The sequence below is a fragment of the Planococcus antarcticus DSM 14505 genome (genome assembly GCF_001687565.2).
Taxonomy (GTDB): domain Bacteria; phylum Bacillota; class Bacilli; order Bacillales_A; family Planococcaceae; genus Planococcus; species Planococcus antarcticus.
On sequence record NZ_CP016534.2, the window covers coordinates 3245015 to 3270788 of the forward strand.

30 protein-coding genes and 1 riboswitch are annotated in these 25774 nt (G+C 44.1%); of the genes, 12 read left to right on the forward strand and 18 right to left on the reverse strand.

Translation table 11 applies throughout. The features are described from left to right. Window positions 1-79: 79 nt before the first annotated feature. Window positions 80-529 carry an OsmC family protein gene (locus BBH88_RS15940; RefSeq protein WP_006829069.1) on the reverse strand — a complete coding sequence of 150 codons (450 nt, stop codon included), beginning with the start codon at window positions 527-529 and terminating at the stop codon, window positions 80-82. Then, a complete protein-coding gene (locus BBH88_RS15945) occupies window positions 526-1485 on the reverse strand; it encodes a carbohydrate kinase family protein (protein ID WP_065536513.1) in 960 nt (319 codons plus the stop codon). Before BBH88_RS15945 ends, BBH88_RS15940 begins: the two co-directional genes overlap by 4 nt. Before the next feature lie 93 nt (window positions 1486-1578). Here BBH88_RS15945 and BBH88_RS15950 point away from each other — a divergent pair, with 93 nt between their 5' ends. After that, complete coding sequence (locus tag BBH88_RS15950) at window positions 1579-2142, forward strand: GNAT family N-acetyltransferase (protein ID WP_065536512.1); 564 nt, start codon at window positions 1579-1581, stop codon at window positions 2140-2142. Between the two features lie 191 nt (window positions 2143-2333). Here BBH88_RS15950 and BBH88_RS15955 read toward each other — a convergent pair whose 3' ends face one another. The 4 genes from BBH88_RS15955 to BBH88_RS15970 all read right to left on the reverse strand — a co-directional run bounded on the left by BBH88_RS15955 (window position 2334) and on the right by BBH88_RS15970 (window position 5861). Beyond that, window positions 2334-3161 (reverse strand): MetQ/NlpA family ABC transporter substrate-binding protein, encoded by an 828-nt coding sequence (locus BBH88_RS15955; RefSeq protein WP_065536511.1) that lies wholly within the window; start codon window positions 3159-3161, stop codon window positions 2334-2336. Between the two features lie 12 nt (window positions 3162-3173). Next, window positions 3174-3845, reverse strand: coding sequence for a methionine ABC transporter permease (locus BBH88_RS15960; RefSeq protein ID WP_006829073.1), 672 nt, complete (start codon window positions 3843-3845; stop codon window positions 3174-3176). Continuing rightward, complete coding sequence (locus tag BBH88_RS15965) at window positions 3835-4848, reverse strand: methionine ABC transporter ATP-binding protein (protein ID WP_065536510.1); 1014 nt, start codon at window positions 4846-4848, stop codon at window positions 3835-3837. The genes BBH88_RS15960 and BBH88_RS15965 overlap by 11 nt, the downstream gene beginning before the upstream one ends. Window positions 4849-4916: 68 nt before the next feature. Beyond that, window positions 4917-5021: riboswitch (SAM riboswitch) on the reverse strand. Between the two features lie 33 nt (window positions 5022-5054). Beyond that, window positions 5055-5861, reverse strand: a complete 807-nt coding sequence (locus BBH88_RS15970) for a carbon-nitrogen family hydrolase (protein WP_065536509.1) — start codon at window positions 5859-5861, stop codon at window positions 5055-5057. Between the two features lie 85 nt (window positions 5862-5946). Here BBH88_RS15970 and BBH88_RS15975 point away from each other — a divergent pair, with 85 nt between their 5' ends. Then, on the forward strand, window positions 5947-7110 hold the full coding sequence (locus tag BBH88_RS15975) for a pyridoxal phosphate-dependent aminotransferase (protein ID WP_065536508.1): 1164 nt from the start codon (window positions 5947-5949) through the stop codon (window positions 7108-7110). Between the two features lie 74 nt (window positions 7111-7184). Here BBH88_RS15975 and lepB read toward each other — a convergent pair whose 3' ends face one another. Beyond that, window positions 7185-7718 (reverse strand): signal peptidase I, encoded by a 534-nt coding sequence (gene lepB, locus BBH88_RS15980; RefSeq protein ID WP_083387803.1) that lies wholly within the window; start codon window positions 7716-7718, stop codon window positions 7185-7187. Between the two features lie 272 nt (window positions 7719-7990). Between lepB and BBH88_RS15985 the strand changes: the two genes are divergently transcribed. Then, window positions 7991-9010: an SEC-C domain-containing protein gene (locus BBH88_RS15985; RefSeq protein ID WP_065536507.1), complete on the forward strand. Its 1020-nt coding sequence runs from the start codon at window positions 7991-7993 to the stop codon at window positions 9008-9010. Window positions 9011-9078: 68 nt separating this feature from the next. On the opposite strand, the gene BBH88_RS15990 is transcribed toward BBH88_RS15985, so the two are convergent. Further along, a complete protein-coding gene (locus tag BBH88_RS15990; RefSeq protein ID WP_065536506.1) occupies window positions 9079-9300 on the reverse strand; it encodes a hypothetical protein in 222 nt (73 codons plus the stop codon). A gap of 433 nt (window positions 9301-9733) precedes the next feature. Here BBH88_RS15990 and BBH88_RS15995 point away from each other — a divergent pair, with 433 nt between their 5' ends. After that, complete coding sequence (locus tag BBH88_RS15995; RefSeq protein WP_006829080.1) at window positions 9734-10249, forward strand: DUF421 domain-containing protein; 516 nt, start codon at window positions 9734-9736, stop codon at window positions 10247-10249. Between the two features lie 51 nt (window positions 10250-10300). Here the strand turns inward: BBH88_RS15995 and BBH88_RS16000 are convergent, their stop codons facing one another. Further along, window positions 10301-10777 carry an acyl-CoA thioesterase gene (locus tag BBH88_RS16000; RefSeq protein ID WP_040852038.1) on the reverse strand — a complete coding sequence of 159 codons (477 nt, stop codon included), beginning with the start codon at window positions 10775-10777 and terminating at the stop codon, window positions 10301-10303. Window positions 10778-10871: 94 nt separating this feature from the next. Between BBH88_RS16000 and BBH88_RS16005 the strand changes: the two genes are divergently transcribed. Next, window positions 10872-11675 carry an AAC(3) family N-acetyltransferase gene (locus tag BBH88_RS16005; RefSeq protein WP_065536505.1) on the forward strand — a complete coding sequence of 268 codons (804 nt, stop codon included), beginning with the start codon at window positions 10872-10874 and terminating at the stop codon, window positions 11673-11675. Between the two features lie 41 nt (window positions 11676-11716). On the opposite strand, the gene BBH88_RS16010 is transcribed toward BBH88_RS16005, so the two are convergent. From BBH88_RS16010 to adh, 4 genes are all read right to left on the reverse strand, one after another. Then, the gene (locus tag BBH88_RS16010) at window positions 11717-12307 is read right to left on the reverse strand and encodes a Fic/DOC family protein (RefSeq protein WP_065536504.1); all 591 of its coding nucleotides are present in this window, start codon (window positions 12305-12307) and stop codon (window positions 11717-11719) included. Further along, window positions 12300-12488: a hypothetical protein gene (locus tag BBH88_RS16015; protein ID WP_006829084.1), complete on the reverse strand. Its 189-nt coding sequence runs from the start codon at window positions 12486-12488 to the stop codon at window positions 12300-12302. The genes BBH88_RS16010 and BBH88_RS16015 overlap by 8 nt, the downstream gene beginning before the upstream one ends. Before the next feature lie 143 nt (window positions 12489-12631). Beyond that, entirely contained in the window at window positions 12632-12994 is a 363-nt protein-coding gene (locus BBH88_RS16020; protein ID WP_006829085.1) for a DUF779 domain-containing protein, read from the reverse strand. Window positions 12995-13046: 52 nt separating this feature from the next. Then, the gene (adh, locus tag BBH88_RS16025) at window positions 13047-14567 is read right to left on the reverse strand and encodes an aldehyde dehydrogenase (RefSeq protein WP_006829086.1); all 1521 of its coding nucleotides are present in this window, start codon (window positions 14565-14567) and stop codon (window positions 13047-13049) included. A 209-nt stretch (window positions 14568-14776) separates the two neighbouring features. Between adh and BBH88_RS16030 the strand changes: the two genes are divergently transcribed. The 3 genes from BBH88_RS16030 to BBH88_RS16040 all read left to right on the forward strand — a co-directional run bounded on the left by BBH88_RS16030 (window position 14777) and on the right by BBH88_RS16040 (window position 17403). Then, a complete protein-coding gene (locus BBH88_RS16030) occupies window positions 14777-15484 on the forward strand; it encodes a pseudouridine synthase (RefSeq protein WP_006829087.1) in 708 nt (235 codons plus the stop codon). 12 nt (window positions 15485-15496) lie between these two features. Continuing rightward, a complete protein-coding gene (locus BBH88_RS16035; protein ID WP_065536503.1) occupies window positions 15497-16213 on the forward strand; it encodes a DUF6904 family protein in 717 nt (238 codons plus the stop codon). A gap of 773 nt (window positions 16214-16986) precedes the next feature. Continuing rightward, entirely contained in the window at window positions 16987-17403 is a 417-nt protein-coding gene (locus BBH88_RS16040) for a hypothetical protein (RefSeq protein WP_065536502.1), read from the forward strand. A 57-nt stretch (window positions 17404-17460) separates the two neighbouring features. Here BBH88_RS16040 and BBH88_RS16045 read toward each other — a convergent pair whose 3' ends face one another. From BBH88_RS16045 to BBH88_RS16065, 5 genes are all read right to left on the reverse strand, one after another. Next, entirely contained in the window at window positions 17461-17877 is a 417-nt protein-coding gene (locus BBH88_RS16045) for a CBS domain-containing protein (protein ID WP_006829090.1), read from the reverse strand. Window positions 17878-18029: 152 nt separating this feature from the next. Continuing rightward, on the reverse strand, window positions 18030-18752 hold the full coding sequence (locus BBH88_RS16050) for an amino acid ABC transporter ATP-binding protein (RefSeq protein ID WP_006829091.1): 723 nt from the start codon (window positions 18750-18752) through the stop codon (window positions 18030-18032). Between the two features lie 12 nt (window positions 18753-18764). Beyond that, window positions 18765-19433, reverse strand: coding sequence for an amino acid ABC transporter permease (locus BBH88_RS16055; RefSeq protein ID WP_006829092.1), 669 nt, complete (start codon window positions 19431-19433; stop codon window positions 18765-18767). A 29-nt stretch (window positions 19434-19462) separates the two neighbouring features. Next, window positions 19463-20302, reverse strand: coding sequence for a transporter substrate-binding domain-containing protein (locus tag BBH88_RS16060; RefSeq protein ID WP_006829093.1), 840 nt, complete (start codon window positions 20300-20302; stop codon window positions 19463-19465). Between the two features lie 75 nt (window positions 20303-20377). After that, the gene (locus tag BBH88_RS16065; RefSeq protein WP_006829094.1) at window positions 20378-21220 is read right to left on the reverse strand and encodes a MurR/RpiR family transcriptional regulator; all 843 of its coding nucleotides are present in this window, start codon (window positions 21218-21220) and stop codon (window positions 20378-20380) included. 424 nt (window positions 21221-21644) lie between these two features. Between BBH88_RS16065 and BBH88_RS16070 the strand changes: the two genes are divergently transcribed. The 4 genes from BBH88_RS16070 to BBH88_RS16085 are packed head-to-tail and all read left to right on the forward strand — an operon-like array spanning window position 21645 to window position 25658. Further along, the gene (locus tag BBH88_RS16070; RefSeq protein WP_006829095.1) at window positions 21645-22394 is read left to right on the forward strand and encodes a carotenoid biosynthesis protein; all 750 of its coding nucleotides are present in this window, start codon (window positions 21645-21647) and stop codon (window positions 22392-22394) included. Continuing rightward, a complete protein-coding gene (locus tag BBH88_RS16075; protein ID WP_065536501.1) occupies window positions 22391-23065 on the forward strand; it encodes a lysophospholipid acyltransferase family protein in 675 nt (224 codons plus the stop codon). Before BBH88_RS16070 ends, BBH88_RS16075 begins: the two co-directional genes overlap by 4 nt. Window positions 23066-23067: 2 nt before the next feature. After that, window positions 23068-24168 (forward strand): glycosyltransferase family 2 protein, encoded by a 1101-nt coding sequence (locus tag BBH88_RS16080; protein ID WP_154669175.1) that lies wholly within the window; start codon window positions 23068-23070, stop codon window positions 24166-24168. Then, complete coding sequence (locus BBH88_RS16085) at window positions 24165-25658, forward strand: phytoene desaturase family protein (protein ID WP_006829098.1); 1494 nt, start codon at window positions 24165-24167, stop codon at window positions 25656-25658. The genes BBH88_RS16080 and BBH88_RS16085 overlap by 4 nt, the downstream gene beginning before the upstream one ends. Window positions 25659-25774: the final 116 nt, after the last annotated feature.

Genomic DNA, 25774 nt, shown 5'->3' on the forward strand with positions numbered 1-25774 from the left:
TAAAGAAAATGGTCGTTTCTTTAGACAGCTCAAAAAAACTTCACCCATTTTGAAAAGGGGTGAAGTTTGTTGAAAAAATCTATACTTCTGTTCTGATATCCGCCTGCAACTCAATTTCCACATTGCCTTTGATAGCACGCGTAATCATGCAGGAACTTTCAGCTTTTTCAGCCAGCTTCTGCGCCAATGCTAAGTCTTTTTCAGTAGCACCTGCTTTCAAGACCACTTGTGGTTTATGGATAATGCGCTTATAGGTGATTACGCCTTTTTCCACTTCCACTAAGCCTTCCGACTCCATATTTAGGGACTGCTTTTCCAATTTGCTGCGTTCCATCATAGCGGCAAGCGTAATGATGTAGCAGGTCGCTGCTGCGCCTAGCAGCATTTCGTCCGGATTGGTGCCGATTCCCGGACCATCCATTTCAGCAGGAATTGAAATTTGGGTTTTTAAACTGCCTACTTCAATATCTCCCACGTCGTTGCGCAGGCCTGGCCAATCTGCGGTTAAATGAAAGCTGTGTAATGTCATAATTCCCCACTCCTCTGATTAATGATTTTTTCTATTTCTTCGAGCTTTGGCATTGCGGTCAAAGCTCCTGCTTTTGTCGCGCAAAGCGCTCCTAATTTATTGCCAAAATCAGCACAGTCAATAACTGCCTGCTGTGTTTCAGGCAAGCCCAGCATGTGGATATGTCGGATAACCCCTGCCATAAAGGCATCTCCTGCCCCGGTTGTATCCACTGGCTGTACAGGAATAACGGGAACATGAAGAGTTTGGCTCTGAAAAACAGCATGAGTGCCGTTTTCACCATCTGTCACAAACACCAAAGGGATGTCAAAACGAGACAATCGGGAAATTCCTTCTTCCAAGGATTCGGTTGCCATTAAAAAAGCCAGTTCTACTGTCGTTAGCTTGACGATGTCCGCCATAGGCAAAAATCCGAGGACAGTTTCACGGCAGAGCTCTTCACTTTCCCAGCGTAATGGACGGATATTGACATCGTACGAACAAAGGACATCAAACTCTTTAGAGATTTCAAGGGCTTTGCGAGTAGTTTTTCGCGCTTCCGGATGAAAAAGAGTCCCCGAACAAAAATGAAAAATGCTGGCACTTTCAAAAGCTTCTAATTTCAGTTCATGTCTCATCACTTGAAGATCAGGCGTTTCATTGACATAATCCGAAAACACGCGGTCGAACTCCCCCGTCAAGTGAATATACACACCGCTCACCCGTTTTTCTGGAACCACAATAGCGTGGGTTAAATCTACACCTTCCCTCAGCAGTGCGTTCCGGACAAAAGCAGAGGTTTCGTCATCGCCCGTAATCGTAATGAATCCTGAGGGTATGCCTAAACGGCTGACACCCGCGGCAACATTCACTGTCGCGCCTCCTAGGTGACGATTGAACGCATCGTTTTTGGTATTCGCTGCGATATAGTCCACAAATGCATCTCCATAGGTCAAGATGTACTTTGTGTTCTCCATGTTTTGACCTCCCTCGTGTTAAAGGACTGTTTCATTGATATACTATTATTTCAGTCAAAGCAGACTTAATGCAAGCAAAAGGAGTAGATTCCAATGAATGTCATCATTAGACAAGCGCGGCCGGAAGACGCAGAAAAAGTGGCGCCGCTTATTATCAATGCAATCGGCGATATCGCTAACCATATGACCGCGCAAAAAGAACCTGAAGCTGTATTGGAAAAAGTAGAGGACATGATCCGCGGTGAGCACACACGTCATAGCTACCACTATACTTATACGGCTTTAGTAAATGGTGATATCGCCGGAGCTTTGGTGATCTATCATGGCAATCAAGCCGATGCGCTGGACCGCTATTTGATTAAACAACTCAAAAAGCAAGGTCATGAACGGACAATTGAACCTGAAGCTCATACCGATGAATGGTATATCGACACCGTTTCAGTCGACCCGGCATACCAAGGTCAGGGAATCGGCTCAAAATTATTTGAATTTGCCGAGACGCTGGTTTCTTCTCAGAAAGGCGCCAAGCTTTCGTTGAACGTAGATATCGGTAAAAAAGGAGCTATCCGCCTGTATAAGCGCCTCGGCTATTCCGTTTCGGAACCGTGGACTATCATCGGTGAGCCTTTTCACCATATGGTTAAAGTGATTTCCTGAGAAAGCAGCTAAATGGACTCTCATATAATGAAAGTCCATTTGATTTTGGTGAATTGATTAAACGCCTGCGTAAGAATCGTTGTTTAACAAGAAAACCACTTAACATTGATAAAAGCCGCTTCAGAATTTATCTGGGGCGGCTTTTATCTTAGACCATTTCACGAAAAAATTTCAAGTGGAAGATGCTTCTTTTATTCGGCCATCCATTCAGGCTTGCCGAAACCTTCGAATTCCGCATCGATAATAGCTTCAAACTCTTCCGATTCCACGATTTCCACTAAGTCCTTAGCCAAATCACTGTCTTCATTTTCAGCAGTAACCGCTACAACATTGCGGTATTGATCCGGCATGTTTTCCAGAACCAATGCATCGAGCAAATCCATTTCGGCTGCCAGTGCAAAGTTTCCGGGTACAGCGGCTAAATCAGAGCCATCGACTGCACGCGGCAGCTGACCCGCTTCGATTGGCTGGAAAACCAGGTTTTTTGTATTTGTGACAACGTCCCGTTCTGAAGCCTGCAAGACATCAGCTTCAGGATCCAGCTCGACCAAGCCTTCGTCCTCAAGCATAAGCAATGCACGTGCACCGTTCACCGGATCATTCGGAATCGCGATGGTCGCTCCATCCTCAATAGCATCCAATGAATCGAATTGGTTTGAATAGATGCCCATAGGTGCTGTCGGTACTGTGATTAATGCTGACAGGTCCATGCCCTGCTCCTTTTCAAAATTCTCCAAGTAAATGGTGTGCTGGAACAGGTTGGCATCGATATCGCCGCCATCAAGCGCCACGTTCGGTTGGATATAATCACTGAACTCCACAATATCGACCGTATAGCCCTTTTCCTCCAAGCTTGGCACAATTGCCTGGCTCAGCATATCACTGTAAGGCCCCGCAGTAGCACCTAATTTAATGTCTTTTGAAGCTTGTTCTGTCCCTGCCGATTCATTTTCTTCTCCACTGCCGCATGCTGCCAAAGCGAGCACACTTGCTGCCACTATCAATCCTGGTTTTTTCATGTCATTCTCCCCTTATCGTTTATCGATGGCTTTCGCTGTATAATCTCCTGCCAGTTGAATCAATTGGACCAGCACAATCAAAATGACGACTGTGACAATCATGATGGTATTATCGTACCGGTAATAACCGAAGCGGATGGCCAAATCTCCAATGCCTCCGCCTCCTACAACGCCGGCCATGGCAGAATAGGCCACTAAACTGATGATCGTCAATGTAACGCCTTGGATAATGCTCGCTTTCGCTTCTGGCAGCAGAACGTCTTTAATAATCATCCAGGGTGTGGCCCCTACTGCAATTGCTGCCTCGATAACACCCTTATCGATCTCACGGAGTGAGGTTTCCACAATCCGTGCGAAAAAAGGAATGGCTGCAACCGATAAGGATACGCTTGCCGCAATCGGGCCAATTGTCGTTCCCGTAATGAATTTCGTCAACGGGATAAGTGCCACCAATAAAATAATAAACGGAATAGAGCGAACGATATTAACAATAAAACCGACCACGGAATTCACTGGACGATTTTCAAGAAACAAGCCGCGGTCAGTGATGAACAGCAAAATTCCCAGTGGCAAACCAACGATTAATGCCACAGATAATGAGATGCCAATCATCGTTAACGTTTGAAAAAATGCAGTCTGTATTTCCGGCCATAGCTCGATAATTCGTCCCCATTCAATGCCCATTCGGAATCACCTCCACGATTGCTGACCTGCTTTCCATATACTTTAATGCATCCATCACAGCGGACGAAGTCCCTTTCAATTCCATGATGAAAATGCCAAGAGGCCGTTCTTGAATGTATTCGATTGCTCCGTGCAAAAAATTACCTTTTATCGGATAATGCTGCAGCATGTCAGAAATTACACCTTCTCCTGCTACAGTGCCCTTGAATAGCACTTTCACCAGGGTCCCTGTAAATTCGCTCAGGATATGCTCTGGAACATTGAATGATACGACACTGGAAATGAATTCCTTCGTCAAATCTTTTTGGGGCTCTGCAAAAATGTCGTATACCTGTCCTTCTTCAATGACGCGTCCACCCTGCATGACTGCCATTCGGTCACAGATTTCTTTAACTACATTCATTTCATGGGTGATCAGCACAATCGTGATGTTCAATTTGCGGTTGATGTCTTTCAATAACCGCAAGATAGATAAAGTCGTATTGGGATCAAGTGCAGATGTTGCTTCGTCGCACAACAACACTGCCGGATTGTTGGCCAATGCCCGCGCGATACCGACGCGTTGCTTTTGACCGCCGCTCAACTGGGCTGGATAGACATCCCGTTTGTCGGATAAACCGACCATTTCCAGCAGCTCTTCTACACGGGTTTCAATGCTTTTCGCGGGGGTGCCTTCTGCTCGGAGCGCAAAAGCGATATTGTCGTAAACTGTCTTTTGGCTGATCAGGTAAAAATGCTGGAAGATCATACCGATTTTCAAACGCGCTTTTCGCAGCTGTCCTCCGTTCAGTTTGGTCAAATCTTTGCCATCTACTGTCACGCTGCCTGAGGTTGGCCGTTCAAGCAGGTTGATGCATCGGATCAGCGAGCTTTTGCCGGCGCCTGAATAACCGACGATGCCAAAAATTTCGCCTTTTCCGACACCCAATGAAACATTGTCCACTCCGGTGACGGTGCCATGTTTAGTTGTATATGTTTTTGTCAATTTCTGAATCTGTATCATAGCTTCCTCCCGCCAACAAAAAGATGCCTCTTTCATCAAGAAAGAGACATCAAAAAGTTTAATTTCTCGACTTATCTTCCGGAACATTTGTGTGTTCCGCAGGACTTGGCACCTTCCCATTCGGGGGTTGCCGGACGTCATAGGGCCTAACCCTCGGTCTCTCTTGATAAGTTCTTGTTATTTGATTGAATTTTATGTTACAGACATTACTGCGGAGTGTCAATCGACTTTTTGAATTTTTCGTACAATTTCTCGCGACGATCATCGAAAACCGGAATTCGTTTCCGGACTTCCTCTACTTCAGCCAAATCGACTTCCACGTAACCTACGCCTTCTTGCTTCTTCATATCCAAACGAACCTCTCCCCAGGGAGCAATTACCATCGTGCTGCCGCCAAATTCATTGTTCGGGTCGCTGCCGATGCGGTTCACTGCAACGATAAAGCATTGGTTCTCGATGGCGCGTGCCTGCAGCAGAATACGCCAATGGTCAATCCGTGCTTCCGGCCATTCCGCTGACACAAAAACAAGTTTTGCGCCGTTCAGCGCCTGAGCACGAATCCATTCGGGAAAACGGATATCGTAGCAAATAACTCCGCCATAAACAGTGTCGTCCAGTTTAAAGGTACCAAGTGTATCTCCTTCTTCAAGATGGATATGCTCATCCATCAAACCGAAGCGATGTGCTTTGTCGTATTCTGAAACAAGCTCACCGTTTTTATCGACAACATACATCGTATTATAAAAGCTGTTATTTTTCTCTGTTGAAACAGAGCCCCCAACAATATTCACAGCGTGTTCTTTTGCAAAACTTTTCAGCAACTCTACTGTCCGGTTAGTACTGTCTGCCAAAGCGCTGAGTTCAGTCAATGCATATCCTGTGTTCCACATTTCAGGCAAAACGATTGTCTCCGCCCCGTTCGCGGTTGCCTCTTTTAAATAATTCATGACTTGCTGATAGTTCTGTTCGGGCTCTCCGAATACGATATCCATCTGAACACATGCAATTTTCATATTTTCTCCTCCAGTAGACAAGCTAACTTAAATTCTATAAGATTCGGAGTAGATGTGCAATTATTTCGAAAACAAGGAGAATCTTATGGAATTTTCAAATCGCCTGCAAAACCTGCCCCCACAATTTTTTGCATCACTGGTTGCCAAAACAAGCAAAGCCATAGCCGAAGGCCGTGACGTCATTAACCTTGGCCAGGGCAATCCCGACCAGCCGACGCCTGACCATATCGTCAAAGCGCTGCAAATTGCCGCAGCTGATCCAAAAACGCATAAGTATTCACCTTTCCGTGGAATTTCAGAATTGCGTCAAGCTGCAGTGGATTTCTACAAACGTGAATACGGCGTAGACATCGACCCCGATTTAGAAGTAGCCATTTTGGCAGGAACAAAAATTGGCCTTGTCGAGTTGCCGTTAGCATTGCTGAATCCACAAGACCTCTTGCTGCTGCCGGACCCTGGCTATCCTGATTACCTGTCAGGTGCTCCACTTGCAGACATTGACTATGAGCTGATGTGGCTAGACCCTGAAAACGGCTATTTGCCGAACTACAGCAAACTGCTGGAATCTGTCCGAACGCGAGCAAAGCTGATGTACTTGAACTATCCCAACAACCCAACAGGCGCAGTAGCAAATAAAGATTTCTTTGATGAGACAGTTGCTTTCGCAAAAGACAATGGCATTGCGGTTGTCCATGATTTCGCTTACGGAGCTGTCGGATTCGAAGGAAAAAAACCAGTGAGCTTCCTGCAATCCGAAGGAGCCAAAGAAGTCGGCGTCGAGATGTATACTTTATCGAAAACCTATAATATGGCCGGCTGGCGTATCGGATTTGCTGCCGGCAACGCTAAAATGATTGAAGCGTTAAACTTAGTCCAGGACCATTTATTTGCCGGCTTATTCCCCGCTGTCCAATTGGCTGCAGCTGAAGCACTGAATGCTGATCAGCAATGCGTAGACGAGTTGGTGGACCTTTATGAAAAGCGCCGTAATGTCCTCGTCACAGAATGCTCACGCATCGGCTGGGAAATTAAAGCACCGCTTGGCTCTTTCTTTGCTTGGCTACCGATTCCAGAAGGCTTTACGAGTCTAGAGTTCGCTGACTTCCTTCTTGACAAAGCAGATATTTCCGTTGCTGCAGGCAGTGGATTCGGCGATGGTGGAGAAGGGTTTATCCGTGTCGGATTATTGGTTGATGAAACCCGCATCATCGAAGCGATAGACCGCATCGATAAATTAAACTTATTCTAAAATGCACAAAAGACAGCTGCCCAAATTAGAGCAACTGTCTTTTTTCCGCTTCGGAACGATAAACTGTTTTTTCGTCATTCTACAATCCCAACATGCTCAAGAGGAGAAAGCCTAACTTTCACTTCACCGACGATCGAGTCCTTGGAAATAAACCCCAACACCCTGGAGTCCATGCTATTCAGACGATTATCCCCTAAAACATAATAGAATTCAGCAGGCACGGTAAATTCCTCAAAATCCTCAGTTAGTCTTACAGTTCCCTGCTGCTCCACTATTTTTCGGTTCTTATCCAAATAAGGCTCAGCTTCAGCCCTACCATTGACAAATAGTTGATCGTCTTCCATGGAAATGCGGTCACCTGGAACACCAATTACCCGCTTAATAAAATTGACTCCATTTGGTGCGGTGAAGACAATCATATCAAAATTTTCTATTGTATAAATTTTCATCAGTACGACCTTGTCATCATCTTCGAATGTGGGCATCATGGATTCGCCGTGAACAGCCACGGGTTCAAACAAGAAATGCCGTGACATCAGAACAATGAGCACTGTCAAAAAGATGACCCGCATCCAGGAAATAGATTCTTTTACCGGATCTTCATACACATTGTTCCCTCCTACTCGTTGCTAATTCTTTTTATTATAATACGACTTCTACTTCATGCATACTTTTGGTGTTTCACGATTCCAATGACCACTTTCCGAAAAGATGAGCGCAAGAGCATCTTGAAAGTTGAAAAGAGTGGCATCCCATTTTATCAATCACCATTCCAACCCGCTTATCCGTTTTCTTTATAGTCCACTGGCGTCTGAATCGTCAGACTTTTGAGCCCGTCGCAATTATATGTTACACTCAATAAAAAATGTAGGTGATTAGAATGGTAGGAAGAAATGAACCCTGTCCATGCGGCAGCGGCAAAAAATACAAAAAATGTCACGGAAAACAGCAAACTGTGTCCATCAATGATTTGGTGAATGAAGAACTGTTCAAAGTACGCCAGCAGTTCTTCTCGGAAAATCCGAATCAGGAGCAACTCGCCGATTTTCGTGAACTTCAACAGGCATGGCAGCCACGCTTGATGCAGTCCATGGCTGAAAACGATGCGCAAGCATTTGTTATCGAGAATTTCCTGTTCATGAAAAAGCCAGAACTATGGGAAGACTTTTTGGCTAAACAAATTGAGCTATCCCAACGCCCTTCAACTAAAGAAGTGCTTGGAAACTGGAAAAATGTAAAAGTATTCCTTGGCCAATACATCGAAGGCAATACAGAAACAGCTCAGTTCACAGACATCTTTACGGGTGAAACGCTTCAAATAGCAGATCAGCCGCCAACCGATATGGAAAACGGACAAGGCTTACTGGCAATTCTTCTGCCGGACTCCCGTGTCGGAAAAGAAGGCGTCCTGTTCCTTAATGGCTACTTGACGGTCGTTGGGGAATTCGCTCCATTCTTTGAGCAGCTGAAAACACAAATCGCTGCTGAAAATGCTTCACAGGATGAAAGTTATCTGCGCGATAATTACTTAGCAGTTGTTGAACAAATCGTCAAGTATTCAACTAGCAGCGTAGAAGAAAGCATCAAGCTTTCTCCAGAACACGATTCGGTTATGACAGAACTTGACAAGCATATCGAGCAGGCAGATTTTGATGAAGAGACAATCAACAATATCACCAGCATCTTAAACAGCTATCTTGTCAGCCAGCAGCCAACTGTCCAAAAACCGGAAGCTCTTGTAGCCGGATACTGGAGATTCTTGCAGGATCACGAACTAATCAAAGGTCCGATGCTGTCTGCAAAAGACTTAAGTGAAAAATTCGCCGTGTCTTCAAGTACGATTTTGAAGCGTTCAAAAGAATTTGGCACTTATTTCGAAGAATTACTGGCAAAAAAATAAGTTTTAGTCATCCGGGAGGATATTTTCATCCTACCCAGCATTGAAACAGAAAAAAGGAGTAGCCGCGGCTACTCCTTTTTTTCGTCGTCTTTTTTGCGAAAAGTAATGAGGATATACAGCAGAATTCCTGAAACCAACAACAATAAATACAGACGAATAAAGTAAATCTGAAGCCACCAAACATCGGTCAAACTGAAAATGAAGTTGATGAAAGTCACAATAGACAGCAAGATTCCTACAACAAAAATCAGTAATCCGGCATAACGGATCAGTTTCAGGAAAGATTCCATTCTAATCGCTCCCCGCTCAAAGATAAAGTAATAGTACTATTCCCTTTTTGAAAAAACAACAATCTTTTCCACTGTTTTTCCGCTTGATTTTTGTTTGTTGATAACTCTAGCGGGAATCATAGAGAACAACAGGGAAATACTATATAAGTTGAACTAGTGAATATTCATAATCGATATGCCGCAAAACAGCTCCGCTTGCCGCGGGCGAGCGCCATACTCAAAGCAACCGAAGCCATTTTTAATAGGATACTTCTTTCGTTCAACTTGTATAGATTGTTAATCACAATTCTCCAATTCCTTCCCTTTATACACAGTAAAATGCTATTTTTGTGTGCTATGTGGATAAGGTGTTTGAATTTTGTTGATATTCCTGTATAAAAAACTTATCAACATGTGGATAAATTCATAAAAATACAACAAAAGGAGGCATACCATGTTTGAAATTACGCTCGACAGTTTTATTCGGATTGTGACAGTTGGCTTTCTGGCCTATGTGGGCTTAATTGTTTTTTTACGCATTTCAGGAAAACGCACGTTAACCAAACTGAACGCTTTTGACTTAGTCGTAACCGTAGCTTTAGGTTCAACATTGGCGACTATTTTATTGAACAACAGCATTAGCCTGCTCGAAGGAATGACTGCGTTTGCCTTATTAATATTTTTGCAGTATGTATTCACCCTGCTGTCTGTCCATTCCAGTTGGTTTAACAACATTATCAAGTCGGAACCCCGCCTGCTGTTTCTGGACGGACAATTTTTGAGAAGCGCCATGAAAAAGGAACGCATCAAAGAAATTGAAATTCTACAGGCGATCCGTAACAGCGGTTTCGGCTCTACTGAGAAAGTGAAAGCCGTTGTATTAGAGACGGATGGTAGCCTTTCTGTCATAAGCAGCGAAACAGGCAACTCTTTAGAGAACGTGAAGTCAAACCTTGACTCACCCAGTTAATAATTGCCGTTTCAAAAGGTGCGTGGATTTTATTCCACGCACCTTTCGCTATCACCTTGGTGTTTTCACTCTCATTTTTCGGTGTTCACGTCTGGCAGGAGCCGTCTCAAAAAATCGCTTTTCACCTTCCGATTCCGGCAGAACAGGAGGCACAGGAGTCGGCTTTCCATCGTCTCCCATTGCAACCATCGTCAAGAACGATTCCGTCGTCAGCTTTTCTTCACCTGTTTGAAGGTTTTTCGATTTTACTCGAACATAGACTTCCATGGAAGTCCGTCCGGTTGACGTGACATTCGCTTCAAGCTCCAGGACATCCCCGACACGCGCAGAAGACAGAAAATCCACTGAGTCGATCGATGCCGTCACCACAACTTGGCGGCGCGCATGCTTCATGGCCGTGATTCCGGCAATTTCATCGATATAAGCCAATACCTTGCCTCCGAAAATGGAATTCATATGATTGGTGTCTGGTGGGAGCACCAATTTTGTTTGTATTGTCCTCGATTCTTTCATTGGTCTTGCGTCCATTGCCATCATTCCTTTCTCTATTGCCATGCCAGAAGGGATTTCCCATAACAGCAGGCTTTCCTTTATAATATAATGAAATTGGAGGGATTACTTTATGTCAGAGTTATTGAATATTTTAAACACACCTGAATTCCAATCAAAAGCGACAATAAAGCGTCAGCTTCGGCAGCTTGGCATTGTTGCCGGAGACGCATTAATGGTCCACTCTTCCCTAAAGTCCATGGGATGGATCGCTGGAGGCGCTCAAGCAGTGGTAGAAGCTTTGATAGAAACCCTTACTGAAAGAGGCACCTTAATTATGCCCGCCCAGTCTGCGGACAACTCAGACCCTGTTTATTGGATGGAGCCACCGGTTCCCGAAAATTGGCATCAGCCGATCCGCGAACAACTTCCTGCCTTCGATCCTTATTTCAGCGGACTGCGCGGCATGGGCAAAATCGTGGAATGCTTCCATCGCCACCCAATGACCATTCGAAGCCCTCACCCTTCGCATTCCTTTATCGCTCAGGGTAGCCAGGCAGCTCACTGGATGATTGAACAGCCCATAGATGATTCCTTTGGAAAACAATCGCCACTCGCGAAAATGCTGCAAGCTGATGTGAAAATCCTATTTATTGGTGTTGGCTTTGATTCGTGTACAGCGCTGCACTATGCTGAATTTGTTCAGGAAAACCGCTCTACTTCACCGCAAGGCGCAGCAATTTTAAAGGATGGACAACGAATTTGGCAAACCTATGACTGTGTGGATATGGATTCGGATCGGTTTCCTGAAATCGCCAAAGCCTTTCCCGGCGAAATTTCTGAAGGCCTTTTAGGGCAAGCCAAAACCCGTCTTGTCGAAATGAAGCCTCTTGTCGAATTCGGAATCGACTGGCTCTCGAAACATCGTGTATTGTAAAACATAGAAAATGCCAGCACTCTCGGAGCAGCTGGCATTTTTCATGGAGTAATGATTTCGTTCAAAAGACTTTCCAGACGATCATTGTTCTTATTGAAAGAATCGACAAAAGCATTAATAATTTCCGCGGGCTCAAGGATCTTTCCCCAATCCAACCGATAACCCGCATTCAGCAGCAGCTGACGTGCAAATTCTCGAACACTTCGTCCATTACCTTCGCGGAAAGGATGCAGAGCATTCAATTCCGAAAGAAAATAAGCAAGCCGTGAAATCAGCTGATTTCGCGGAAATCTCTTCAAGTAATTCTCTGCTTCTAATTCACTAAAAATTTTTAGCAGATGCGTCTCAATGTGTTTGGGATGAGCAAAAGAAGAAGAACCTTTGGAAATCATTTCTTTCCTCAACTCTCCAGCAAACGGGTAAACATCCTGAAGAAGAACTTGATGAATGGCCAGAAATGCTTGAACATCCAGGGGGTCTGCGGGTTGCTGTAGCTGCAGTTCCGAAAGACGGAGCAAGGAGTAAACTTTCTCGAGCTCCTTCAGTTTCTCTTCATCCTTCACATCGAACAAATTGATCAATATATCAGTTCCGGGGTAGCAGTACATCGAGGTATGCTGATACTTAGACATCAAACTTCCTTTTGATGGCCTGATGGAATTGTGCTTCCGTCCGTTCACCAGTCAATACCGACCGAACGAAATTCTCATCCTCATTTGTCACATCAAACCCTTCCGTAACAAGAGAATGTGAAGCGCGGGAAATCGCGTGATTGGCTTGTTCGCGGGAAACTCGGTTCACTAATTTCGTCAACTGGATGACCACCTTTCATGCTGAAATTATACCATATTTCCAGCATGAATTCTACCTTAAACCCTTGATGTATAAGGGGTTTAAGGGTGTTCTTAGCATTAATTGACAACAAAAGACCGGATGCATTTGCATCCGGTCTCCTTTTAAATCTGTTGCTGCAATTCCTTAGTTTCTTCTGTGGTAAACGCTCTTGACCTTGTCAAGAATCGTTTGCCTTCCACACCTTCCAAAGAAAACATTCCGCCGCGCCCAGGCACGACATCAATGATTAGCTGGGTGTGGCTCCAGTAGTCAAATTGGTTTTTGTGCATATAGAATTTGCTGTCTCCGATAACTCCTAGCAAAATATCCTGATCTCCAATGAACAGATCGCCCTCCGGATAACACATCGGCGAACTGCCATCACAACAGCCTCCTGATTGGTGGAACATGACCGGTCCGTGTTTTTTCTTCAGCAATTCGATCAATTCAATAGCAGCATCTGTCGCAATTACGCGTTCGACCATTGCTATCCCTACTTTCTTGTTTCACATAAACACTTATGGATCTTTTCTAGAATCAAAAGAATCCTTGCTTGTCTTCGCTGTAACTTACAAGCATATTTTTTGTCTGCTGGTAATGGTTAAGCATCATAAGATGATTTTCACGGCCAAAGCCGGACATTTTGTAACCACCGAAGGCTGCGTGAGCTGGATACTGGTGGTAACAGTTTGTCCATACGCGTCCTGCTTGGATGCCGCGGCCAAAGCGATAAGCCGTGTTGGTATCACGTGTCCAAATTCCCGAACCTAGTCCGTATAAGGTGTCGTTAGCGATTTCGAGCGCTTCTTCTTTCGTTTTAAATGTTGTTACAGAGACAACTGGTCCAAAAATCTCTTCCTGGAAAACACGCATCTTATTATGGCCAGCAAAGACTGTCGGCTGAATATAAAAGCCTTCCGACAGTTCGCCCTCCAAATGGTTGCGGTCACCGCCAGCAAGGACTTCTGCTCCTTCTTGCTTGCCGATATCCAAGTAAGATAGAATTTTTTCCATCTGTTCTGTGGAAGCCTGTGCCCCCATCATCGTTTCTGGATCAAGCGGATTTCCGAGTTTGATTGCTGCTACGCGCTGCAATGCACGTTCCATGAATTCATCATAAATGTCTTCTTGAATCAATACACGGGACGGGCATGTACATACCTCGCCCTGATTTAAAGCGAACATGACAAACCCTTCAATTGCTTTGTCAAGAAAAGCATCGTCTTGGTCCATTACGTCTTTAAAGAAGATATTCGGTGACTTCCCACCCAGTTCCAGTGTTACTGGAATCAGGTTTTGAGAAGCATATTGCATAATCATGCGGCCTGTAGTCGTTTCACCTGTAAATGCCACTTTACTGATCCTCGGACTAGAAGCAAGCGGCTTTCCTGCTTCAAGACCGAAGCCATTGACGATGTTCAAGACCCCAGGAGGTAGAATATCACCGATCAGCTCAGCCAGCACCAGGATGCTTGCGGGCGTCTGTTCAGCAGGCTTTAATACGACACAGTTGCCGGCAGCAAGCGCCGGAGCCAGTTTCCAGACAGCCATTAATATTGGGAAATTCCATGGAATGATCTGGGCGACAACACCAAGCGGCTCGTGGAAATGATAAGCTACCGTATCGTTATCGATTTGACTGAGCGATCCTTCTTGCGCTCGGATTGCCCCAGCAAAATACCGAAAATGGTCAATTGCCAAAGGCAAATCGGCATTCAATGTCTCACGGACAGCCTTTCCGTTATCCCATGTTTCAGCAACTGCCAGCATTTCTAGGTTCTGCTCCATACGATCTGCTATTTTCAACAGCGCATTGGCACGTTCAGTGACTGAAGTTTTACCCCAGGCGTCTTTTGCTGCATGAGCCGCATCAAGAGCCAACTCGACATCTTCAGCTGTGGAACGGGCAATTTCTGTAAACTTCTTGCCAGTTACCGGTGAAACATTGTCAAAATACTGTCCTTTGACCGGTGCTTTCCACTCTCCATTTATAAAGTTCTCATACTTGTCTTTAAACGTAATTTTTGAACCTTCTGTGTTCGGCATTGCATAGACCATTCCCATATCTCCCCTTTACTCGTTTTACCGTTATGTACGCGCTTACATCACTCTGAATATTCGTTAGCGTATCAACAACAGCTTCCCTTCTATATTGTCAAACTAATCTAAAAATTGCAACTGTGAAACACCAGAAATTTTTATTCACTTCAACAGTTCATGTATAATAAGAGTGACACTAGGAAATACGGAACCGAAAGGAATCTACTATGCGAATCAATAAATTTTTAAGCGAGACAGGCATCACTTCCCGGCGCGGAGCCGATAAGTTTATCGAGGCAGGACGCGTGACCATTAATGACAGACTTGCCGAACTCGGCAGCAAGGTGGAAGCCGGAGACAGAGTCCAAGTGGACGGCAAGCTCATCGAACAGCCAAAGCAGCAATATGTTTATGTGGCATTAAACAAACCAATCGGCATCACCAGCACAACCGAACGTCATATTGAAGGAAATATCGTCGACTTTGTCAACCATCCCGAGCGCATCTTTCATATAGGGCGCCTAGACAAAGATTCAGAGGGGCTCATTCTATTGACCAACGATGGTGACATCGTCAATGAAATTCTTCGTGTCGAAAATGAGCATGAAAAAGAATACATCGTTAAAGTCGACATGCCGATTACCGAATCCTTTCTAGCAAAAATGGCGGAAGGTGTGGAAATCCTTGATACGAAGACACTTCCTGCAAAAGCCGACAAACTATCCACCTACACGTTTAAGTTGACCTTGCAGCAGGGTTTGAACCGCCAGATTCGCCGCATGTGCTCGGCACTCGGCTATGAAGTTCGGAATTTGCAGCGGGTTCGCATTATGAATATCCTGCTAGGTGATCTGCCTGTAGGTGAATGGCGCGGCTTGACTAAAGAAGAACGCAACGAGCTATTTAACCAACTTGATTACACACCAAAACGCTGAGGAGACATTAGCATGCTGACCATGAAAAGCACGCCGAACCATACAGGTGTTAAAATAAGTGGTGATTATTTCGATTTGGATGAGCTAAACCAGGCCATTTACAGAGTAATCGGCCAAGAAGATCAATATTATGGCTACGCAGGCTCACGGATGCGGATTTTGGGCATTTCCTATGAAATTCGTCATGCCGCTCAAGGAGACCGTAATGTGGATTTTGTGTTTAATGGCCTGCACGAACATACCATGAAGCAGCATGGTTTTATCGCCCCTGATAAGAATATTTACTTTTCCACCGAAGTGCTGTGGCCAGAATTGATCTACGCTGCCGTCGCCTTGAAGGATTTTGTAAAATTCTATCAGCAAGACAAAAAATTTCCACTTTGGGATGTCCACCTGCCAGTCATCTTCCGCTTTCAGTCGTTAGTTCTCGACTGTCTGCAGGGACATGTCCCAACAGCAGAATTCGATACAATCTTGAAAGCCTTTAACCAGCCGGTTACCGTGAATGATTACGCGATCCAGTACGTAGATCTTTTAAATCTGAAATACATCGGCATGACCAGACAGCAGCGCGAACAAAGCCTATCGGCAATCGCTATGAAGCTTGCAGTACAAGACCAAGACTATACAACTTTCCGTAACCAAGTCCTCGCCGCTGCCGTTCCTCATAAAAAGCCGATTCACGAAATTGCTATACAAGCAGAGTACCCAGAAAAACTTGAATGGTAACAAAAAAAGCAGAAGCGTCCGTGTAAATTTGATAGGCGTAAGGCAGACCAGCAGTGTGGTGGTCTTTATCACACAGTTGGGTTGACTTATGACCCGAAGAGCTAGGCACTTGCAGCTGGACACCTGTGTTGGCCTATGACCCCAGAGTCTAGGCGCTAGAGCTGGACAACAAAGAAAAGTGAAGGCTGACTCATAGTTTATTAAATCTTCATCCCATAAAAAAGCTCACGCAATCGTCAGGCGTGAGCTTTTTATATAACGTAATCTGCAGGACCAACAAATCAGTTGGTTCAATTGATGTCAGACTGTTTTTTCTTTTGAATTTATATGCAGAATGTTTCCAGGTTTTACTTCTACCGTCTGCTCTTCTACGAGAAATAGAAATTTCCCACTCCTTACGAATAGTGACGACACTGGCCACTGAATTATGCTCTGTAATCTTTTCTCCAGTCTTGTAATTGCATGGTAACGACTTTGGTGTTACTGAAACTTAAAGCTCTTTGGATGTGTTTGTTTTTCTACTTCAATACATTAGGCGTTCTAAACAACTTCTTCCCTTCATTTCTTTGCTTTCCCGAACCATATACCTGGAAAAACAAAAGACAAATTATTCTTTTTCACTGCTTCAACTGTAAAAAACGTGATTAATTCTAGTTGTTCCCAATGCGTGGTTTGTCTATTGTCTAAGTTGATAACTACATTCTGAGTGTTAGAGAGCTTTTGAAAAGGGTATATTCAACTAACAGTGTTTAATTTTGGAGGAGCGTGATTCTATGTACAAGTTTTTTATTCCACTTAGCCTGGTTTTTCTATTGGCAGCTTGTGGGGAAGAGGCACCAGAAACGACTGAAGAAAGCCAGACTGAAGTAACTGCCCCTGAAGGAGAGCTGGACCCCACTGCTCCAGAAGAGGCAGAAAACGCCGAATTTGTAAGCTTTGAGGAGTTGGCTTCGGGAAACATCGAAGAAGGTATCGGAGTTTCTGTCCAGGGCACCGTTGAAGAACTGGCAGATGATATCGCCTTTCCTTCATTTATCATTGCAGATGGTGAAAACCGTATCTACATTCGGAATATGGCAGAAACACCCGTGGAGGTAGGAGATAGCATTACAGCGGATGGTATCTATGAAGGCAGCGCCGAAGAAAATATGCCCATGATTTCTGTTTCCATCATTGAAAAATTAGAATAAACGCCATGTATAAAGCCTTTCTAGGTTGAAAGGCTTTTTTTCATGGCCTACCTGCTGTTATTCCAGCTCAGAGATTTCGATAATGGTATTTTCCACATTATGATTTGTCGAAAGGTCTTTTATAGCCAAATCACCTAAAGAAACGATTCCAATTACGCGTTCATTCGCTACAATGGGGAGCCTGCGGATCTTATGATTTGCCATTAATTGAGCCACTTCCTCAACGGTCAGACCTACCGTTCCAGTAATGACTTCTGCTGATAAGATTTCCGCGATGGCGGCATCACTCGGAATCTGCTCTGCAAGACCGCGTATGACGATATCCCTGTCTGTAACGATTCCAACCAAACGTCCATCTTCACAGATAGGAATGGATCCTACATTTATTTCCCGCATTTTCGAGGCAACTTCTTGAAGCGTCGATTCGGGTTTACACGTTTCGACGTCTGTCGTCATGATTTCTTCGATTCTCATCCCTTCTGCCTCCTCAAGTTCTTTCATTACTTACTATACCTTAACCGTTTTGTTGGACAACAAACGTCAATTATTAAAAGAAAGAAGGAATCAGTTCATTTGAACCGACTCCTTCTTATCCACTTAGTATTTTCAACCCACTAGCCAGTTGGCTATTCGACCAGTTGAATAAATTGCTTTGTTCGTTCGTTTTGCGGATTTTCAAAGAAATCTTTGGGATTTGCCGATTCGATGATTGTCCCTTCGTCAATCATGATGATTCGATCCGCCACTTCTTTGGCGAACTTCATTTCATGAGTAACGACGACCATGGTCATTCCTTCTTCAGCCAACTGTTTCATAACCTGAAGCACTTCTCCAACCAGTTCCGGATCTAGCGCTGAGGTTGGTTCATCGAACAGCATAACTTTCGGTTCCATCGCAAGTGACCGAGCAATCGCGACACGTTGCTTTTGTCCTCCCGAAAGCTTACTTGGATAGACGTCAGCTTTATCTTCCAAGCCTACCTTCTTCAATAATTCCATTCCCAAAATCTTGGCTTTTTCCTTTTTTATCTTTTTAACGGTAACAGGTGCTTCTATTACATTCTCCAATACCGTTTTATGAGGAAATAAGTTGAAATGCTGGAACACCATGCCGACTTCGGCACGGATCTTTGTTAAGTTGTCTTTTTTCGCATTTACTGTATGGCCATCAATAATGATTTTTCCATCATTAATCATTTCAAGAAAGTTAAAACATCTGAGAAGTGTACTTTTCCCTGAGCCACTGACTCCAACAAGTACAACAACTTCCTGAGGCTTAACATGAAGGTCTACGCCTTTCAGTACCTCGAGGTCACCAAAGGATTTATGAATGTTCTCTCCAATAATCATGTTAGTCCCTCCTTAGGCTTTGTCGACATCGAGTTTATTTTCGTACAAACGCAATAAGAATGTGAAAATCATAACAAGTACTAAGTAGTAGAGTGCAACAACCATAAATGATTCAAATGGCTGGTATGATTGCGCAGCTTCCCTGTTTCCAAGTGAGAAGATTTCTGCCACCCCGATAATATAAACAAGTGATGAATCTTTTAATGTAATAATAAACTGGTTGCCGAGCGGTGGAATCGAGCGACGCAGCGCCTGTGGAAAGACGATGCGGCTCATGGTCTGGCGACGCCCCATACCAAGTGACATACTAGCTTCCCGCTGCCCTGGATCAATCCCCTGAATCGAGCCGCGAAAAATCTCCGCAATATAGGCACCATTATGGATACCCAAGGCGATAGCTCCAGCCCAGAAGTTTGACATCGTGTAAATTTCAACAATACCGAAATATAGAAACATGATTTGCACGATTAGCGGTGTACCGCGAATAATGGTGATGTATATATTGGCAATCGCCTGTAAAATTTTCGAGCCTGAAATTTTCATCAGTGCAAAAACGAGTCCGATGACCGTCCCCAAAATAACACCAATTGCTGTCAATTGAAGTGTAACGACAGTGGCTTCCAAAAATCCAGGGTATGTTCGCATAAATACATCATAAACTGTTACAAGTATCTCTGGCATAAACGCCACTCCTCTCCATCTCAGCTTATTTAGTTGAGAATTTCAATTCCTTCAAGATCTACATCGAGGAGGTTACGACCAAACCATTCCTGAGAAATTTCATCATATGTGCCATCTTCGATAATAGCGGCTAAAGCTTCATTAATCGCTTCAAGCAAAGCTTCGTCGTCGGGTCTTACAGCAACAGCTGCTTGTTCAATCCATAATGGATCGCCGACAACTTCGATTTCAAGACCTGCATTTTGCGCTTCAAATCCTACTACGTCAGCTGTGATAACAGCATCTAAGCGACCTTCAACTGTCAAATCCTGCAACGCCACGACATCACTGCTGTAGTATTGAATATCATCTGTGTATTTTTGAGCGGCTGTGTCATACGTACTTTGTCCAACAACGCCGATTGTTGCACCTTCAAGATCGGCTTCTGAAGTAATTTCTGTGTTTCCTTCACGGACAAAAATTACGCCACCAGAGTAATAATAAGGATCAGAAAAAGCGACTTGCTCAGCACGTTCTGCTGTAATAGCCATAGATCCTAAAACTGCATCGTAGCGGTTCGTCGTCAAACCTTGAATAATTGTTTCGAATGGCGTTGTTACCGGATTCGGCTCTAGACCCATTTCTTCAGCAATCGCGTTGCCGATATCAATATCAAAGCCTGTCAGGTTGCCACCTTCTTCATAGTTGAATGGCTTGTAAAGTCCACTTGATGCAGTGGTGAATTTTCCTTCTTCCAACAAATTCAAATCACTGTTCTCACTATCTGTGCTTGATCCCTCTTCCGAACTGGTTGAGTCATCTCCTCCACAAGCTGCCAATAGCATTCCTGCAGAAAAAACTACACCTAAAAATGATAATTTCTTTTTCATTTTGCTCTCCCCTTTTCGTTTATAATTGACCAAATCGCCAAGGCGTTTCGGAAATTCCCAGTAAATTGAATGCTTTTAAATAAAAAGATCCCGTTCTTTGTAGTCAGCTTCGATCTTTGCCAAATTTCCGCTTATTTTTGTTTGTTCTTTGACATAGACAAATCGCATAATCGAAGTCAAAAGTGCATGGACGGATGTATACGAATCAATGTTCAAATTCGAATTCACAGATACAGTCAGAACATAATCTGCATAGGCAATTGCTGGAGACTCCGCTGAATCAGTTAAAACGATTACATCTGCTCCTTTTGCTTTCGCGCTCTTCAAGGTTTCAATAACCAATCTGGTATAACGCGGGAAAGCGAAAGCAATCACTAAATGCCCTTTCCCCAATTTGGAGATTTGGGTGTAGTATTTACCAGTTGAAGGCTGCATCATTTCCGTATTGCCAAGTGCAAGATTCAGCCAGTTGGAGAACCAATCCGCTATGCCATAATCAAAAAAGTTGCTGGTCACATAAACCTGATCTGCCTGGCTGATTTCATCGACAACTCGAAGAAGTTCATCTTCGTTAATCGACTTCTTTAGTTTTACAATACTTGAAATGTCCGCATCGAGCAGCTTTTCCAAAAAGGATTGGTCAACAATTGGTTCTGGTCTTTTCTGCTCTGCCTTTTCCAAACGTTCTTCAGCCAATTTCCGCTGCACAACCTGCTGGAATTCCGCATACCCTTTATATCCAAGTTTTTGTGTCCAACGAATCACTGTCGATTCACTGACATTGACACGCCTACCGACTTCAAGAGCAGAAGAGAACGCTAAAAAAATGGGTTCTTTAAAAAACAAATCGCCGACTTTTTTTTGGCCTGAACTAAATTCCGGATAAGAATTAGACACACTCCGCAGTAAATCCTGCATATTTAACGCCTCCACTTGAAGAACACACTCATTAACTCTTCTAAAGTATACTATTATGCAGGAAATCCTGCAATAGTTTACAGAAAATTCATTGCTGACAATATTATCAGATAAATTCATTATGAGTAGAAGACACGTGCCTTAAGGGCTCAAGCTGGTAGCTGCAGAAATATATTGGGGTAATTTTTATTCTCTTCGTATTACATATGCAACCTACGAAGTAAATACTTTGCATCTTCTAAAAACACTTTCTAGAAGAATGAATGTAAGCTTTTATGCCCTTCTTTTGCAAAATTGAAACACAGCAACCCTTTTTCTCTTTATGTAATTCCTCATTGCCTTTACGCAACTGCTCTTGTTTTCATATTTCAGCCTGACTCCTGTATAATCTTTGTATAAGTCATTTTATTAGGAGCTGTTCTGGATGTGGGAAAATCGAATTTTTAAACTTTTTATTTTTTGGTATGTTTGCGGCATTATTTTGCTTGGCTTTGACCTGTTGCCTTCCTGGCTGGAATGGGCAAATGCATTCTTTTTAATGCTGGCTGGTACGCTCGGATTTTTGTATTTCCTCAAACGTTTCGGCGTTGCTAATGGATTAGCAATCGGCATTCTTATCTTTTTTTCGACATTCATCGTGGAATGGGCAGGGGCAGATAGTGGATTCCTGTTTGGTTCCTATGATTACACTGATCGTTTTGCGCCAAATATCTTCGGTGTTCCAATTGCTATTGGTTTCGCCTGGTTAATGGTTATGGCTACTACTCATGTAGTGGCGCGCTGGATTGTTCCTGGTGGAGGCTTGTTATACGCCATCGTCGGAGGCATCGGAGCAGTAATTATTGACTTGATCATCGATCCAGTGGCTTATCAAATAAAACAATATTGGATTTGGGAGGACACCGGCCTCTATTATAATATTCCTTGGACCAACTTTTTTGGTTGGTTCGTCGTAGCGTTCGTCCTCCATTTAGTTATCGACTTGGTAATGAAAAAACGAGCCATGGTCATTACTGCCAATCTACCTGAAAAACGAATGGTCCTTCTATATGTATTGATGATTGCCATGTTTGTTATGCTAGGGGCAATTGGCGGTTTATGGCTGGCTGCTATCTTGACCGCTAGTTTGACTGCTTCGATCGTGCTGTTGGCATGGAAGAGGCGACCTTTATGATTGATGCAAAGAAATCCGCTTTGTTCGAAACTGGTTTTAGTATGTACTTGACGCCGCTCATCCGCTCATCCTTTTCCCGTATCCTTGGACAAGGAGTAGAAGTCATTCCAGAAAAACCGGTGTTGTTTATTGCCAATCACAGTTCCTGGTGGGACGGTCTAGTGTTTTTCTATTTGAACCGTACAGTCTGGCATCACGATATCCATATGATGATGCATGAAGAAGGACTTAAAAAACATTCTTTTTTTCGTTATCTCGGAGCATTTTCCATCAATCGTAAAAAACCAAAAGAAATTCTGACCTCGCTTCAATACGCAGAAGCTTTGTTGAAGAAGGGAAAATCCGTTGTCCTTTTCCCTCAAGGAGACGAATTTCATCTTGAAACAAGGCCGCTTGCTTTTCAAGCGGGTGCTGCTTACTTGATGGAGCATTGCCCGGAAGTTCCCATTGTACCGCTCAGCTTCTATTACTCGTTCGGACATCAACAAAAACCTGAACTCTGGATTCAACAGCATCAGCCGATATTGACTAGTACAGTCAAACATATGACCCGTAAAGAAAAGACCTTGCATCTTCAACAGCTTTGTACAGAACAGCTAGATTCCTTAAGAAATGCTGTTATCAGCGAAAACAGCGAAGTATTTCAACCACTCGGAAAAAGGAGAAAATGATGATGACTATCTATATCGGAATCCATTTATTCTTTCTAGCCTGGATTATTATCAATCGCTTGTTTCTTCCAGCCTTGCCGAAGCAACCAAAACTTTCAGCTGAACCTTTGGTATCTGTTCTTGTCCCCATGAGAAATGAAGAACGCAATGTTAAAGTCCTAATAAAGTCTTTAAAAAATTCCTCATACGACCGTGCGGAATTTATCATTTTGAATGATCAATCGACAGACGACACTCAAGGTGAGCTGGAGCGGACGATTGCCGGTGACGATCGCTTCACTATTCTGCAAGGCAACAAATTGCCTACAGGCTGGGTCGGAAAGGTGCACGCCTGCCACCAGTTGCAGCAAGCCGCTTCAGGAGATTATTTACTGTTTGTCGATGCTGATGTTCGTTTTCGTCCAAAAGCAATCGAACAGTCGCTAGCATTGATGCAACGAAAAGGTGCACAGTTACTCACTGGCTTTCCAGCTTTTGATGTTGCTCCTTTTCTGAGCAAACTTCTTGTCCCCATGCTGCATTTTGTGATTTTATTCCACCTGCCGATTGCATTAGCCAATTACACGAAATTCAAAGCGGCTACAGCAGCCAACGGTATGTGGATGATGTTTGAAAAAGGCAGCTACCATAAAATCGGCGGACATGCCGCAGTTTACGGTTCCCTGGTCGAGGATGTCCATATCGCACGCGAAGTAAAAGCACACGGCTTTAAAGTCGTGTTAGCGAATATTACGATGTCCGTAAAATGTCGAATGTATGACACCAATGCCGAGGTTTGGGAAGGATTTCTGAAAAACAGCTACGCCGGAATCGGCCGCTCATCCATTATGGCAGTAGGTCTTATCCTATTCTATTCGTTTTTCTACATTCTTCCGCCGTTCCTGGCTCTCTACGGATTGTTCAGTGGGCTCTATTGGTGGATTTTCCCATACGCGCTGACAGTTGCTCAGCGTTGGTATGTAGACATGGTAACCAATCAACGCTGGTACCTGTCTTTTCTGATTCCCCTTCAAGCCGCCGCTATGCTTGCGGTATTGGTTGGATCGATGCGCAAATCTTTAAAAAAACAGTCTTATTCATGGAAAGGAAGACATTATTCATGAAAAAAATCGTCATTGTAGGCGGCGGATTAGGTGGACTTTCTTCCGCAGTAACGCTTGCCCATGCAGGATTTGATGTAGAACTCTTTGAAAAAAATAGCCATCTGGGCGGCAAGCTAATGCCGGTTGAACTAGGGAGCTATCGTTTTGACTTCGGTCCGAACACCATCACGATGCCGGCTGTCTTCAATAAAGTCATCTCCCAGACTGCTGAAAATCCACAGGATTACCTGGAGTTCGTCCCTTTGGAAGTTCATACCCGCAATCATTTTCCGGATGGGCGTGCATTTGACTTTACTAGCGATCAAGAGCAGATGATTCAACAGCTCAAAATCCTTGATCCCCCTGCTGCGGATAAATACCCTGACTTCATCAAAGAAATCAGCCGCTTGTATTATTTCTCAGAACGCTATTTTTTTCCGGTAACGTTTCAATCCTGGCGAGATTATTTGTCACCTTCTCTCGGCTTCGCTCTCTTGCAAGTAAGGCCGGCAGAATCGATGCACCATTTTTTCCAGCGGTATTTCAAAAACCCTTTGCTCGTTCAGGCGTTCGACCGGTATGCCACGTACATCGGCTCTTCACCATACAAAGCACCGGCCACTTTCTCCATGATTGCTTATTTGGAATTGGTGGAAGGTGTCTACTACACAAAAGGCGGAAACACCGGCATCGCCAACGCTTTTGCTGCTGTAGCTAGGAAATCAGGCGCTCAATTGCACACCCATGCGGAGGTCAAAAAAATAATCACAGATGGTCGAGAAGCACGGGGAATCGAGCTTGGAGATGGAACGCGGATCGATGCAGATCTGGTCATTTTAAATGGAGATCTATTATCAGCCTTTCCTGCTTTGGTTGAAGAATCCGAACGGCCTTCTTTAAGCGATGCTAAGGTCGCTGCTTTTGAACCATCGATTTCAGCTTTTGTCATCACCGTCGGCTTAACTAGCCGTCTCGATAGCCTCAAACACCATAATGTTTTTTTCTCATCAGACTATCAGAAAGAATTCAGCGATTTATTCGAGAATTCCGCATACAGCGATGAGCCAACAGTCTATATCAGCAATTCTTCCTACACGGATCCTTCGGTTTCACCAGATGGCGACAATCTGTTCATCTTGGTCAATGCACCTGCATTGACCAAGGAAGGACATCTTCAAATTGATCCAGAGACCTACAAGGAACGAATTTACGATTTCCTATTAAGCTATGGAGTCGATATTCGTAGCCATCTGGCTAAAGAGAAAATCTTCACGCCCGCTTTTATCCGCGATAAGTTCGGTTCGTTCCGCGGAGCTTTGTACGGCCCTTCGTCCAACCGGCCAAAAGATGCCTTTCTGCGTCCACCCAATGCCAGCCGCGATATTCGTAATCTGTTTTTCGTCGGCGGCAGCACTCATCCTGGCGGTGGATCGCCAATGGTCGTCTTAAGCGGATTGAATGTATCCAACAAAATCATTGCGAAGTTCAAAAAAGCACCTTCATCACAGTGATGAAGGTGCTTTTTGTAGATTGTCGATATAGGAGTATGCGCCTCGAATCGCTTCAGCCCAGCTACGTGGCAAAGTACGCCACACTTCTGTTCCGCCTTATGCCTGTCAGAGCTGAC

What these genes read in the sequence shown, in the direction of transcription:
- BBH88_RS15940 (WP_006829069.1), bottom strand. Translation starts at nt 529, where the DNA reads ATGACATTACACAGCTTTCATTTAACCGCAGATTGGCCAGGCCTGCGC.
- BBH88_RS15945 (WP_065536513.1), bottom strand. Translation starts at nt 1,485, where the DNA reads ATGGAGAACACAAAGTACATCTTGACCTATGGAGATGCATTTGTGGAC.
- BBH88_RS15950 (WP_065536512.1), top strand. Translation starts at nt 1,579, where the DNA reads ATGAATGTCATCATTAGACAAGCGCGGCCGGAAGACGCAGAAAAAGTG.
- BBH88_RS15955 (WP_065536511.1), bottom strand. Translation starts at nt 3,161, where the DNA reads ATGAAAAAACCAGGATTGATAGTGGCAGCAAGTGTGCTCGCTTTGGCA.
- BBH88_RS15960 (WP_006829073.1), bottom strand. Translation starts at nt 3,845, where the DNA reads ATGGGCATTGAATGGGGACGAATTATCGAGCTATGGCCGGAAATACAG.
- BBH88_RS15965 (WP_065536510.1), bottom strand. Translation starts at nt 4,848, where the DNA reads ATGATACAGATTCAGAAATTGACAAAAACATATACAACTAAACATGGC.
- BBH88_RS15970 (WP_065536509.1), bottom strand. Translation starts at nt 5,861, where the DNA reads ATGAAAATTGCATGTGTTCAGATGGATATCGTATTCGGAGAGCCCGAA.
- BBH88_RS15975 (WP_065536508.1), top strand. Translation starts at nt 5,947, where the DNA reads ATGGAATTTTCAAATCGCCTGCAAAACCTGCCCCCACAATTTTTTGCA.
- BBH88_RS15985 (WP_065536507.1), top strand. Translation starts at nt 7,991, where the DNA reads ATGGTAGGAAGAAATGAACCCTGTCCATGCGGCAGCGGCAAAAAATAC.
- BBH88_RS15990 (WP_065536506.1), bottom strand. Translation starts at nt 9,300, where the DNA reads ATGGAATCTTTCCTGAAACTGATCCGTTATGCCGGATTACTGATTTTT.
- BBH88_RS15995 (WP_006829080.1), top strand. Translation starts at nt 9,734, where the DNA reads ATGTTTGAAATTACGCTCGACAGTTTTATTCGGATTGTGACAGTTGGC.
- BBH88_RS16000 (WP_040852038.1), bottom strand. Translation starts at nt 10,777, where the DNA reads ATGGACGCAAGACCAATGAAAGAATCGAGGACAATACAAACAAAATTG.
- BBH88_RS16005 (WP_065536505.1), top strand. Translation starts at nt 10,872, where the DNA reads ATGTCAGAGTTATTGAATATTTTAAACACACCTGAATTCCAATCAAAA.
- BBH88_RS16010 (WP_065536504.1), bottom strand. Translation starts at nt 12,307, where the DNA reads ATGTCTAAGTATCAGCATACCTCGATGTACTGCTACCCCGGAACTGAT.
- BBH88_RS16020 (WP_006829085.1), bottom strand. Translation starts at nt 12,994, where the DNA reads ATGGTCGAACGCGTAATTGCGACAGATGCTGCTATTGAATTGATCGAA.
- adh (WP_006829086.1), bottom strand. Translation starts at nt 14,567, where the DNA reads ATGGTCTATGCAATGCCGAACACAGAAGGTTCAAAAATTACGTTTAAA.
- BBH88_RS16030 (WP_006829087.1), top strand. Translation starts at nt 14,777, where the DNA reads ATGCGAATCAATAAATTTTTAAGCGAGACAGGCATCACTTCCCGGCGC.
- BBH88_RS16035 (WP_065536503.1), top strand. Translation starts at nt 15,497, where the DNA reads ATGCTGACCATGAAAAGCACGCCGAACCATACAGGTGTTAAAATAAGT.
- BBH88_RS16040 (WP_065536502.1), top strand. Translation starts at nt 16,987, where the DNA reads ATGTACAAGTTTTTTATTCCACTTAGCCTGGTTTTTCTATTGGCAGCT.
- BBH88_RS16045 (WP_006829090.1), bottom strand. Translation starts at nt 17,877, where the DNA reads ATGAGAATCGAAGAAATCATGACGACAGACGTCGAAACGTGTAAACCC.
- BBH88_RS16050 (WP_006829091.1), bottom strand. Translation starts at nt 18,752, where the DNA reads ATGATTATTGGAGAGAACATTCATAAATCCTTTGGTGACCTCGAGGTA.
- BBH88_RS16055 (WP_006829092.1), bottom strand. Translation starts at nt 19,433, where the DNA reads ATGCCAGAGATACTTGTAACAGTTTATGATGTATTTATGCGAACATAC.
- BBH88_RS16060 (WP_006829093.1), bottom strand. Translation starts at nt 20,302, where the DNA reads ATGAAAAAGAAATTATCATTTTTAGGTGTAGTTTTTTCTGCAGGAATG.
- BBH88_RS16065 (WP_006829094.1), bottom strand. Translation starts at nt 21,220, where the DNA reads ATGCAGGATTTACTGCGGAGTGTGTCTAATTCTTATCCGGAATTTAGT.
- BBH88_RS16070 (WP_006829095.1), top strand. Translation starts at nt 21,645, where the DNA reads ATGTGGGAAAATCGAATTTTTAAACTTTTTATTTTTTGGTATGTTTGC.
- BBH88_RS16075 (WP_065536501.1), top strand. Translation starts at nt 22,391, where the DNA reads ATGATTGATGCAAAGAAATCCGCTTTGTTCGAAACTGGTTTTAGTATG.
- BBH88_RS16080 (WP_154669175.1), top strand. Translation starts at nt 23,068, where the DNA reads ATGACTATCTATATCGGAATCCATTTATTCTTTCTAGCCTGGATTATT.
- BBH88_RS16085 (WP_006829098.1), top strand. Translation starts at nt 24,165, where the DNA reads ATGAAAAAAATCGTCATTGTAGGCGGCGGATTAGGTGGACTTTCTTCC.